Below are 13348 nucleotides of genomic sequence, written 5' to 3'. Positions count from 1 at the left end.
TAGCGAAGAGATCAACAAAGGTGGTACCGCGATTGCATAAGCATTCGTCCTTTTTAGGACGAATGCTTTTTTTATTTGTTTAAAAAATATGAGGGGGCAACAACATGAAATTGGGGAAAAAAGTAGTAGGTTTGATTGCAACAGGGTTTCTTTTAGCCGCATGTGGCGGAACCAAAGAAGCGGCAGAGAAAGTAGATTCGGGAAATTTAGCAGCTGAACAAAAAATCAGTATTAGTTCACCTGCACCAATCTCAACATTGGATACAACACAAACAACAGATAAAAATACCTTTACAATGGCACAACATTTATTTGAAGGCCTTTATCGGTTTGATGATGATAGTGCCACGGTGCCAGCTCTAGCTAAAGATGTCAAGATTAGTGACGATGGGCGCAAGTACCACTTTACCTTGCGGGAGGGGATTAAGTGGAGCAACGGCGAGCCAATTACGGCCCAAGATTTTGTTTATTCTTGGAAAAAACTGGTGACACCAGCGACGATTGGACCGAATGCCTATTTACTAGACAGTGTTAAAAATAGTTTTGAAATACGCAACGGTGAAAAGTCAGTCGATGAATTAGGGATTTCAGCCCCTAATGACAAAGAATTCATTGTTGAATTAAAACAGGCCCAACCTTCCTTCTTAGCAGTCGTTTCGATTGCTTGGTTAGCGCCACAAAATCAAAAATTTGTCGAAGCGCAAGGCAAAGATTACGCCTTGGATAGTGAACATTTACTTTATAGCGGGCCATTTACGCTAGCCAATTGGGATGCGACTTCAGATACTTGGACATTGAAAAAAAATCCAGAATACTATGATGCGGATCAAGTGAAACTGGAAGAAGTTGCGGTTAGTACAATCAAAGAAGATAATACTGGGATTAACTTATATCAAGCGAATGAACTAGACTTAGTTCGCATTAACGGACAATATGTTCAACAATATCAAGATGATCCAGGCTATGTCAGTCATCCAGATGTGGCCAACTACTTCTTAGATTTCAACAAAAAAGAAGGAACGCCATTAGCGAATGTTCATTTACGAAAAGCGATTGGCCAAGCAATTGATAAAGAAGCCTTAACACAAAGTGTCTTAAACGATGGGTCAAAACCCCTCAACGGATTGATTCCAAGTAAACTTTATGCGAATCCAGAAACAGATGAAGATTTCCGAGCATACAGTGGCGAATATTTGAAAAATGACGTCAAAAAAGCCCAAGCTGAATGGACGAAAGCCCAAGCGGATGTCGGTAAAAAAGTGAAACTTTCCTTGCTGGCGGCAGATACAGATCAAGGAAAACGAATTGCTGAATATGTTCAAAGTCAGTTGCAAGAAAATCTGCCAGGTTTAGAAATTACCATTTCATCGCAACCAAGTAATAATGTGAACCAATCGCGACGTGAAAAAAATTATGAGTTGTCTCTTTCAGGATGGATTGCCGGCAGTAGTGAATTAGACTCTTACTTTAACTTATATGCGGGAGAATCAAGTTACAATTATGGCAATTATCATAATGCCAAATACGACCAACTGGTAGAAGATGCGCGAACGATTAATGCCAATAATCCAGAGAAACAATTTGCAGAATACAAAGAAGCGGAAGACATCTTGTTGAACCAAGATGCTGCCCAAGTACCGCTGTATCAAAGTGCCTCAAATTATCTAATCAATCCTAAATTGAAAGGCATTAGTTATCACTTGTATGGGGATTATTTCCACTTGCGCAATGCCTATTTAACAGAATGATTCAGGAAGAAGGAGTAAAAAATGGAAAAATTAGTCGAACGATTTTTAACTTACGTGAAAGTTAACACCCGTTCAGATGCCAACAGTCAAACCACACCGACGACGGTCGGTCAAGTGGTTTTAGCCAAAATGATTGAAACAGAACTTCATGAATTAGGTTTGGCCGATGTGCATTATAACGAACAAAACGGCTTTTTAACGGCACGGTTGCCTGGTAACCAACCTGCAGCGAAGAGTATTGGGTTGATTGCACATCTGGATACGGCGGATTTTTCAGCAGAAAATATTCGTCCCCAAGTCATCACTAATTATGATGGCCAAGATGTCCTCTTGAATCAAGAACAAGGCATCGTTTTATCGGTTGCTGAATTTCCCAATTTAAAAGAGTATCAAGGGGAAACGTTGATTACTACAGACGGAACCACACTTTTAGGAGCAGATGACAAAGCGGGAATTGTCGAGATTTTAGCTGCTGTTGAGTATTTTTTGGCACATCCAGAAGTAGCGCGGGGCGATGTTTGGCTCGCCTTCGGTCCAGATGAAGAAATTGGACGCGGGGCCGATCAATTTGATGCGCCGAACTTCCCAGTCGCTTTTGCGTATACAATCGACAGTGGCCGCGTGGGGCATTTCGAGTATGAAACGTTTAACGCTGCTCAAGCTGTGATAACAATTGAGGGAACCAGTGTCCATCCGGGAACGGCCTATGGTTCGTTAGTAAATGCCATTAAATTAGGCGAACAACTTGATCAATCACTACCGCAAAAGGAAGTGCCAGAACAAACACGTGGAAATGAAGGATTTTATTTACTCAATAAATTTACAGGAAGTATTGAAAAAGCAGAACTTGTCTATATCATTCGGGATCATGATCAAGAAAACTTTCAAGCGAGAAAGCAATTTTTGGAAAAACAAGTCCAACGTTTAAATGCGCTGGCGGATAAACCCAGACTAACAATTACTTTCCAAGACCAATACTATAATATGAAGGAAATCATCGAAAAAGATTGGACTCCTGTAGAATTGGCCGTCCAAGCAATGGAAAGTTGTGACATTGAACCAATCATCACACCATTTCGTGGCGGGACAGATGGTTCTAAGATTTCTTTCATGGGCATTCCCACGCCTAATCTATTTACAGGTGGCGAGAATTTTCATGGGCAATATGAATTCATTACCGTTGAATCAATGGCCAAAGCTGTTCAGACGATCATTGCCATCATTCGCTTAAACGCTAATTAAAGAAACACGCAAGGGAAATGCCGATTTTCCTTGCGTGTTTCGCTGTTTTTCGGTAAAGTATGTAGAAAAGTAGGGAGTTTTGCTCATGAATTATCCATTGATTTTTGCAGAAAACCAACGAATCGAAACCGAACGCTTGATTTTAAGGCCCGTCACATTAGCCGATGCAGAGGATATGTACGAATATGCTTCAGATGAGGAAACGGTCCGCTATGTGTTTTTGAAAAATCAAACAATCGCTGAAACAAGACAAAACATTGCTAAATTTTTTATGGGGGAACCTTTAGGAAAATATGGGATTGAAGTGAAAGAAACGGGCAAAATGATTGGCACGATTGATTTGCGGGTCAATGAAACCAATAATATTGGAGAATTAGGCTATGTCTTGAACCGTGCCTTTTGGGGCAATGGCTACATGCCTGAAGCCGCGACGGCGTTAGTTGAACTGGGTTTTGCAAAAATGAAACTCATGAGAATCTTTGCTTTACATGATCAAGACAATCCAGCTTCTGGTCGTGTCATGGAGAAAATTGGTTTTACCTACGAAGGAACACTACCCAGTGCTCGAATTAGTAAAGGGAAAATTGTCACAGATGTTTATCGTGGGATGACACTGGAAACATGGCAAAATCGACAAAAATAGAAGCGGAAGACAAGTTAAGAGAGGAATTAGAGAAATGTTGATGTTTACAGAAAAAGAATTCGCAGCCTTTGAAGTTGCTGGATTAGATGAACGAATGGCGGTTATCCGTGCGCAAATTCAACCTATTTTTAAAGAATTAGGCACGTATTTTGCCGAACAACTAGCGCCTGAACTAGGAACGGCGTTGTTTGTCCATATTGCGCAACATCGCCGTCGCACCGTGTATCCGCCAGAAAATACTTGGTCAGCACTTAGTCCGAATAAGCGCGGTTATAAAATGCAGCCGCATTTTCAATTAGGCATTTGGGGCGACTATGTGTTTATGTGGTTGTCATTCATTGATAATCCTAAAAATGAAAAGCAGATTGCGCAAGCCTTTTTAGAGAATCAGCAATTATTCCAAGCATTACCAGAAGATACGTATGTTTCCTTGGATCACACGGTTCCTCAAATTACTCCGCTGATGGAAACGGATTTAGAAAAAGCCTTAACTCGTTTTAGAGATGTAAAAAAAGGTGAGTTTGAAATTGGGCGCATCATTCCCAAAGATAGTGTCTTGTGGCAAAACCCTGAAAAAGCACGAGCTTATATGTTGGAAACCTATCAACAACTCCTGCCATTGTATCAATTAGCTGTTGCCCAATAAGAGAAACAGACAGTTATTTTGTGTTTTAGTGTTATTTTATCGAATTATCCAATCGTCAAAAATGAGAAAAGCTCACAATGTTAGTTTTAATTACTAACATTGTGAGCTTTTCTTTAGTTTAGGTAATGGAAATTTAAGAAATTGAAGATGATTTTTTTGAAAAAGGGGATAGTCTTTACTGTTTTCCCTTGTTTCCTTTAAATAACGTAGCTTAAAAGACACGATATATAAGGAACTTGTTGAAATAAGGGGTATCAACTGGAAAAAACTGTTGTTTTGAAGAGTCTTTTCTTTGCTATCATAGTGGTATATAAAAGGTTGTGAGAGATACTTAAATTCAAAAGGAGGTTTTTAAATGAAAAAAAAGCGTTATTTAATGATTGCGTGTCTACTATTTTCCCCTAGCTTTTTTATAAATGTTGAAGCGTCTGAGGGTGGTTCTAGTTCGGTGGGGATTGAATTTTACCAAAATCCGACAACACCCGCTCCAAAAGATCCCCCACCGAAAACAGATGCGCCAGCTGCGGATCCCAAGGAACCAGCTGGTCCTCTGCAAGGAGATCAACGAAGTGGTGGTTCGACACAGACCACCACAGCTGGCTCGCAGCTCCCTCGTACAGGAAGCAAGAGTCAGGCAAACCTGAGCATTCTTGGTCTTGTCTTGATTGGTCTTGTCGGAATGGTCCAGAGAAAGAAGGGACGACATGAAGCAAACTAAGTGGCAACGATTAGCAACCATTGGCTTGTGTAGTTCTTTAGTGATTAACGCCTTTTCTGGCGCGACCGCAGTTGCGGAAACAATCACGATTGAAAGTAGTCCGACAGTAGCAAGTAGCGCTAAGGAAGCAACATCAGCAAGTAGCGCAACGCCAGAAAGTACGGAAAGCAGTCAAGAAACGACTGAAACGAGTCGGGAAGCAGAAACGAAGGAAGCGGAGGAACAAGCCGAAGCAGAAGTACCAACGGAAACGCCAGAGGTGAGAACAGATACCACAGAACAACCTGCAGAAAAGAGTAGTGAGAGTGACCGACAAAAGAATATTTCTCCACGTTGGGTGTCTGATAATCAAGTGATTTATCCGAGAATGACCTTTGCTTTTACGGATGAAACAGGAAAAGCTTTCGCTGATGAAAACTTAACGTTATCAGGGACGTATTATAAATTAGCACGTCACGCGGCAACTAGTCAGTGGCGACCATACGCTACTAGATATCCAATTGTTTCTTCTAATGCAGGAGGTGGTCAATATCGAGTAGCTGTCAATGCAGCGGTTCCTATGCCGTACGATTTTCTCACAAATTTACCAGTAGGTTACGCTGTGAATATATACGCGATTGAACAATTAAAGATTGATAACACACTAAAATATGTCGACAGTATTGTTGCTCCGGTCGGTACTATAAGAAGGACTTATTACAGTGATCAACAAGTATCTGAAACACCTCAATTTGGTAATTACGGTAGTGCCAATTTGACTCAGAGGGATAGAACATTTTCTAAAAATAGTGCAAATATTTTTTCTCTAAATTCAGTAGCTTTGGCTCCATCAATTAATGACGTATTAACGATGATGAGTACAGATGGTACAGGGTCGGCACCAGGGAGGGACATAATATTAGTGGGCTTTGACGGCACATCGACGTATCGCCAAACAATGAATTACAAAGTCACACGTAAACAAGTCACCGAAAAGTTCGTAGATACTAACGGCGTAGCCATTACACCGCCAACAGGTTTTACCCAAAACAAGAAAACACCAATGACCAGCAATAACTATACATTCAAACAAGCTGGCACCTTGCCAGACACGTATCAAGCAGACGGCAAAACCTATAAGTTCAAAGGTTGGTACAAAGGCAAAACCAAGACAAACACCTTGACCACCACCAAAGCACCAAGCTATGCGGTGACTTATGATGATAATGATGATTTGAATGTGGTGTATGAGGAAGTCGTTCCACGAGATACATGGGTTTATCCAGGTTTCTATGCTGAATTTGTCGATGAACAAGGGAAAGCTTTTACTAATCCTTTGACATTTTCAGGAAATTATACACAGTTTTTAAGAAAAAAAATTGTCAATATATTTGAAACAACAGGAAATCTGTATCCGATGATTGGTTCAAAAGATCCTAGTCAATCCAATAAATATAAGATTGAAACACAGTCACGTATTCCAATTTCGGCTACTTATGACGGAAATGTAACAGGGGATGTCTACGATAAGCGTGAATACGGGTTACACGATTTAACAATCACCAATGAGTTGAAATATGTAGATAAGATTGAAGTGATGAATACGTCATTGCAAGCTGCTGATTATCTAGTCGGATATGTTGGTATAGACCCAATCTTGATTGATTTCCCTAATATTTTACATCCTTTAGAAAGAGCTTTTATCAAAAATACTAATCAGAGATTTTCTATTAATGCTATTTTTGGAGCTAATGGATCTGCTTCCACAATACCGCATTTGTTAAGAATAGGTGGGAAAGATCAGCCTAATCAAAGAAATGTAACTTTGATGGGCTTTGATGGGACTACTAATTACAAACATACGATGAACTACAAAGTCACCCGTAAACAAGTCACCGAAAACTTCGTGGACACCAACGGCACTAAAATCACGCCGCCAACAGGTTTCACGCAAAACAAAAAAACACCAATGACTAGCAATAACTATACGTTCAAACAAGCTGGTACCTTACCTGACACCTACACAACAGGTGGCAAAACCTACAAATTCAAAGGTTGGTACAAAGGCAAAACCAAGCCAAACACCTTGACCGCGACTAAAGCACCAAGCTATGCGGTGACGTATGATGACAATGACGATTTGAACGTTGTGTACGAAGAAGAGACAGTTACAACATTGTATCCATCAATTAATATGAACTTTGTGAATGAAAAAGGCGGTACTTTCACACCAGCGTTAACCTTTAGTGGTAAGTACTATGCGCAAAGTACGAGTGCATCCTTAAGAACCGATTTATATGACGTGACCTCAAAAAATAATGGTAGTGGACAATATACGGTAAGTATTAACAATGGTAGTATGCCATTGTCCCAAGAATTATTGAAAAAATATAATAATGGACAACCAATCAGTGCTACCAACAGATTACGATTTAATGTTGATAAATTGACCATCAACCAACAACTAAAATATGTTGATACCATTCAAGTAGATACAGCTCAAAGTAGCTCGTTGAACTATTATGGTCATAAGTACACTATCGGTAGTTCCACGATTTTTGATCCAAATATCGCACCAACAGAGTATAATATGACTACAGAACAGATTAACTCGCTCAATTTTAGCTCAGACGGAACCTATTTTTCTAATGCAAATAATCGATTTTTCAACATGCACTTAGGCTATAGTTCTTCAGGAGGTAGCTCACTTTTAATGATGGCACTGTTTAATGAAAATCCTGTGAATCAGACGAAACTTGTCTACAAAGTCACTCGTAAACAAGTCACCGAAACCTTCGTGAACACCAACGGCACTAAAATCACGCCACCAACAGGCTTCACGCAGGGCAACAAAATACCGATGACTAGCAACACCTTCAAGTACACAGCCGCAAAAGCCTTGCCAGCAACTTATACCGCAGGTGGCAAGACCTATACTTTCCAAGGCTGGTACAAAGGTAAAACGAAGCCTAATGCTTTAACAACAAGCACTACGCCAACATACAATACAACCTTTGATGGCAATGACGACATGACGGCGATGTATAAGGAAGAAGTGCCGAAAGCAAGTGTCGCTTTAACTCGCACTACCGCTGAAACCGTGACTAGCGGCGGCAATGTCACCTGGCGTGCCACAATTACCAATACAAGCCAAGCGCCACTAACCACGGCGACCATCAAGAAATCAACCGCTTGGACAACCGGCTTAGCAGCACCAACCGCCATGATTGTCACGCCAGCTGGCGGAACCGCAAAAACAGTTCCCGTCACAGCGACTACGTGGACCAATGGTGTTAGCTTAGGCACTGACATTCCCGTAGGAAAATCTGCCACGGTTCAGTTCACTACGAAAGCGACGGGGACAGCGGGGCAAGTCTTGCGCGCTGGGATTACCACCAGTGGGAATTACAGTGGTGTTTCTACTTCGGCCACCGTACGTGTGAAAGACAATGATCAAGCAATTGTAACACCAACGGCTGAAGGCTTCATCAGTGTTCCAACCTTCAATTTTGGTCAAGTTGACGTTGCTAGCGCTACAAAGCAACATGGCCTGAAAAAAGCCGCTGATTATTATGGCAACGGCACACGCAATCCCTATCTGCGAATCAAGAAAACCCAACCGAATTGGAGCTTAACGGCGCAGCTGTCACAACCAAAATCAGCGACAGACAGCTTGCCTACAGCGACCCGCTTATTGTTAGGGGCGGCTCCTGTTTCGAGTTTCTCAAATTACAACCAACCTACCGAGTTGAAAAATGCGGTCGGTACTACGAGTGCCATTAGCTTGAATGCCAACAACACGGCCACTAGGATTATTGCCAACCAGCAATTCACTGGGAGTAATATTTATCAGTTGGACTTCACCTTCAACAATGTCAAACTTGAAGTGCCAGCCAACCAAGGGGTCAAGGGGCAACAATACCAAGCCGCAGTTACGTGGAACCTAGTTACAGGTCCTTAAAATAGTTAAGTTATCATGAGGAAAGCTCAAAATGTTAGTATCAAACACTAACATTTTGAGCTTTTTCTTATAAAGATTAAGGTGTTTGGCTGAAAATCAGAAGCAAAATGGCAGATTTTCTTGGTTTTTCGCGCATTTTTCTAGTAAAAAAGGACTCTTCTACCTTGGTATAATAGGAATCATCAGAAAAGTAGCTTAGCTGTAGCAAAATTTAAAATTTCAGGGCTACCTTTTTTTTGATAGAATAATGGAGAAAATTAAAAGCTGTACATATACCAATGAACAATAAATCAATACATAAAAAGGAGAATAGCATGAATCAAAAATGGCAAAAGTTACTTCCAACAAGGAACTCACCTAAGAGGTGGTTCAGCACAAGCTATCACGACTGACCCTTGCGCCCTGTACGAAGGGACAAGGGGCAAGCAAATCTTAGCATTCTCAGCTTAGCCTTCATCGGCTTGGCGGGAATGGTACATAGAAAGAAGGGACGACATGAAGAGAATTAACTGGCAACGCTTAGCAACCATTGGCTTGTGTAGTTCTTTAGTGATTAACGCCTTTTCTGGCGTAACAGCCATTGCGGAAACAGTCACGAGTGAAAGTAGCCCGACAGTGGCAAATAGTATTAAGGAAGCAACACCAGCAAGTAGCGCAATGCAAGAAAGTACGGAAAGCAGTCAAGAAACGACTGAAACGAGTCGGGAAGAAGGAACACAGGAAACAGAGAAACAAGCAGAAATACCAGAGGTGAAAACTGAAACAACAGAATCGGTACCAGAAAATAGTAGTGAAAATGACCGACAAACGAGTATTTCGCCACGTTGGGTGCCGAATGATCAAGTGATTTATCCGAGAATGATTTTTGGCTTTACTGATGAAACAGGAAAAGCTTTTGCTGATGAAAACTTAACGTTATCAGGGACGTATACTAAATTTGGATATGAAGACGCAACTAGTTTATGGCGACCATATGCGGTTAATTATCCAATTACTTCTTCTAATGCAGGTAGTGGTCAATATCGAGTAGCTGTCAATGCAACGGTTCCTTTACCATACGATTTTTTCACAGATTTACCAGCAAATTATAGGATGAATATATACGCGATTGAACAATTAAAGATTGATAACACGCTAAAGTATGTCGACAGTATTGTTGCTGAGCCCGATTCTACACTGAGGATGACCAGATATAGTGCGCAACAAACAACTGAGTTACCGCAGTTTGGAAATCATATGACTCCTTTTGTATTACGCACAAGAGATAGCATATTTTCTAAAAGCAGTGAAAATGTTTTCTCTCTAAACACGGATGGTAATGAATTTTTAAGAATCCTGAGTGTCGCCCCCATTGGCACTCCAGTAGAACCAGTATTATACGGCTTTGACGGCACTGCAACGTACCGAGAAACACTTAATTACGTAGTCACTCGGAAACAAGTCACCGAGAAGTTCGTAGATGCTAACGGCGTAGCTATTACACCGCCAACGGGTTTTACCCAAAACAAGAAAACACCAATGACCAGCAATGACTTCACCTTCAAACAAAGCGGTACTTTGCCAGACACCTATCAAGCAGACGGCAAAACCTACAAATTCAAAGGCTGGTACAAAGGCAAAACCAAGCCAAATACCTTGACCACCACCAAAGCGCCAAGCTATGCGATGACCTATGATGGGAATGACGATTTGACGGTGGTGTATGAGGCGATTCAAGAAGGAAAAGGAATGTCATCTGTTCAGGTGATGAATAAGGCGATTCAGAATCCAGTGACTTTGCCTGATCGCATGTATCGTGTCCTATTTATCAATGAAACAGGGGGGCTGACATTTGCTGATCGTTATGGCTTTACTGGAGAATTAGTTGAGGTTGCGGATGGCAAAGTGACGCCAATTGGCCCAGTCCCGACTAACAATAATAGCGCAGTAAAAGAAATCACTATACCAGGTCGGGTTTTCGATACAGAAAGACCTACGCCGTTGCAATATGGAGTTCGCAATGCAACCTTTACGTTGCCCAAAATGTATAAAACCGTAACGTATCAACCTGGCCCAAATTATACAGGTACAGCCTACTCTATTCCAGAAACGTATCGTCTTAGTTTAAGAAGTGGTGTCAAAAGTGACATCGATACAACTGGATGGCGAATTGGTCTTGACCCGACAACAGATCCACAAAAGTTTACGATGAGCGGTATATACTGGTCATCAATGCCTACAAATGTTAGACTTGCAACACTATTAAGTGCGACTATTACTGGTAAAGGAGTAGAACCGAGTGTCTATACACTAGATGAAAATGCACGGATGTATCTTTACCTAGAAAATCGTCGTGTTACGGAAAACTTCGTAGATACCAATGGTACTAAAATCACCGCACCGTCAGGTTTCACCCAAGGGAAAAAAACAGTAATTACTAGTGATTCGTACACCTTTAAGCAAAGCGGAGATTTGCCAGATACCTATAAAGTCGGCACGAAAACCTATCAGTTCAAAGGCTGGTACAAAGGTAAAAACAAACCAGACACCTTGACGACGACCAAAGCTCCCAGTTATCCAGTTACTTATAATGATGATGATGATTTGACGGTAGTCTATGAAGAAGTCGTGATGAAAACGTATAATTTACCAGCCAAAGATGTTTACTTTGGTTATGTTGATGAGGCAGGTAACCTATTGAATACAGCAGGCTTTTCTGTAGAAGCCGAATTAGGTGAAAGTGACGAAACTGAATCAACAGTATTAGGGAAAATCCAAGGAACTGATGAAGTGATGAGTAAATTAAAAAAATTATCGATTCCTGGCAAGTCATATGATTTCCCGATAGATAAGCTTAAGACATACGGTGCAAGGTCTGTTAATCATACAATTCCTAAACAATATAAGACAATGTCGATTACACCGCTAGCTACTTATACGGGAGATAAAACAAAGTATCCTATGACCAAAGAGATCCGGAAAAATATAGAAGCGCCATATACGGTTGTTTCTCAAGCTGACGGAGTAGAAGCCTTCAAATTAACTAACGCTGGAACTTTTTTTAGAACCAGACGAGCTTTTTGGACATGGGACCCGAATAACACGTTGTATGCTATGGGAATTTATTCAGGGACAGTCGGAAAAAACTATAACTTAGCTTCTCCAGAGGGAACAATCTACTATTATTTAGAAAACCGTCGTGTCACTGAAAACTTTGTGGATCCAAGCGGCGCTAAAATTACACCGCCAACAGGCTTCACGCAAGGAAAACAAACGGTGATTGACAGTGATAATTTCACTTATGCTAGTACGAAAGCCTTACCAGACACTTATACAACAGGAGATAAATCCTATAAGTTCAAAGGCTGGTACAAAGGTAAAACCAAACCAGGCACCTTGACAACGACTAAAACACCAAGTTACACCGTGACTTACGACGATAAAGATGACATGACAGCGGTCTATGAGGAAGTCCAACCAACAGCAGAAATGACGGTTAGTCGGTTACTAGAAGTGATCCCAAATGAAGGTTCTATGATGTGGATAGTTAAACTAAAAAATACCAGTGAAGTTCCATTGACCAACGTTAAACTAGCTCCAACTACCAAATGGGCGGCAGGTATTTCACCACCAACACAATTAGCTGTTCGCATTGGTAATACACCAAATAAAATTATTCCAGTGACGGCAGAACAATGGCAAGCAGGAGTTAACTTAGATATAGAGATTCCTGTGAACGGCGAAGCCTTAGTGACAGTGAACACAGCGAAAATTACGGGAGAACCAAGACAACTTTTAACCGCAGAAATGACAGCTAGTGGAAACTTTTCTGCAGTGACAGCTAGTAACTTTGTACGTATTCAAGGAGAAGATCAAACGATTACGCCAACACCAGTAGAAGAAGGTTTCATTAGTACACCAACGTTTGATTTTGGTAAAATTACGATTAACAGTAGCACTAAGCAGTACGGACTGAAAAAAGCAGCTGATTACTATGGCAACGGCACACGTAATCCATATCTACGAATAAAGACAAGCCAACCTAATTGGCAGTTAACAGCACAATTGTCACAGTTAACAGCGTCAGCTGATAGTTTACCAACTAGTACGCGTTTATTATTAGGAAGTGCGGATGTTATAGCAATCGAAAACTATAATCAAGTCACAGAGTTAACAAATAAAGTTGGGGTTACGAAAGCCTTAACTTTGACGAGTGACGGCACATCTACACCAGTAATTCTTAATAACCAATTTACAGGTAATGATGTCTATCAATTAGATTTTGATTTTGCCAATGTGAAATTAGAAGTCCCTGCCAATCAAGGGAAAATAAATGAGAAATATCAAGGAACGGTGACGTGGAACTTAGTCACTGGACCTTAAAAAAATAGTAAACCGCCCCCAAAAAGTTAGACTTTTTGAGGGCGGTTTA

7 protein-coding genes and 1 other annotated feature (1 of these 8 running past the window's edge) are annotated in these 13348 nt (G+C 40.9%); all 7 genes read left to right on the top strand.

Annotation, left to right across the window (positions count from 1 at the left end; translation table 11 throughout):
* Positions 1-55 (top strand) — a binding site (T-box leader) (it extends 191 nt beyond the left edge of the window).
* 49 nt (positions 56-104) lie between these two features.
* The 7 genes from IGJ37_RS12010 to IGJ37_RS11980 all read left to right on the top strand — a co-directional run bounded on the left by IGJ37_RS12010 (position 105) and on the right by IGJ37_RS11980 (position 13299).
* Positions 105-1748 carry a peptide ABC transporter substrate-binding protein gene (locus IGJ37_RS12010; protein WP_002359061.1) on the top strand — a complete coding sequence of 548 codons (1644 nt, stop codon included), beginning with the start codon at positions 105-107 and terminating at the stop codon, positions 1746-1748.
* A gap of 21 nt (positions 1749-1769) precedes the next feature.
* Positions 1770-2990 carry a peptidase T gene (gene pepT, locus IGJ37_RS12005; protein WP_002354968.1) on the top strand — a complete coding sequence of 407 codons (1221 nt, stop codon included), beginning with the start codon at positions 1770-1772 and terminating at the stop codon, positions 2988-2990.
* Positions 2991-3075: 85 nt separating this feature from the next.
* Complete coding sequence (locus IGJ37_RS12000; protein ID WP_002398904.1) at positions 3076-3633, top strand: GNAT family N-acetyltransferase; 558 nt, start codon at positions 3076-3078, stop codon at positions 3631-3633.
* Between the two features lie 34 nt (positions 3634-3667).
* Positions 3668-4279 (top strand): YktB family protein, encoded by a 612-nt coding sequence (locus IGJ37_RS11995; protein WP_002381097.1) that lies wholly within the window; start codon positions 3668-3670, stop codon positions 4277-4279.
* Positions 4280-4634: 355 nt separating this feature from the next.
* The gene (locus IGJ37_RS11990) at positions 4635-4997 is read left to right on the top strand and encodes an LPXTG cell wall anchor domain-containing protein (protein WP_325815205.1); all 363 of its coding nucleotides are present in this window, start codon (positions 4635-4637) and stop codon (positions 4995-4997) included.
* The gene (locus tag IGJ37_RS11985; RefSeq protein WP_325815204.1) at positions 4984-8937 is read left to right on the top strand and encodes a WxL domain-containing protein; all 3954 of its coding nucleotides are present in this window, start codon (positions 4984-4986) and stop codon (positions 8935-8937) included. The genes IGJ37_RS11990 and IGJ37_RS11985 overlap by 14 nt, the downstream gene beginning before the upstream one ends.
* 495 nt (positions 8938-9432) lie before the next feature.
* A complete protein-coding gene (locus IGJ37_RS11980) occupies positions 9433-13299 on the top strand; it encodes a WxL domain-containing protein (RefSeq protein ID WP_104875675.1) in 3867 nt (1288 codons plus the stop codon).
* Positions 13300-13348 lie beyond the last annotated feature (49 nt).

The organism is Enterococcus sp. AZ104 (assembly GCF_050546705.1).
Taxonomy (GTDB): Bacteria; Bacillota; Bacilli; order Lactobacillales; family Enterococcaceae; genus Enterococcus; species Enterococcus faecalis.
Note: the sequence above shows the minus strand (reverse complement) of the source record. Positions and strands in the feature narration are given on the sequence as shown.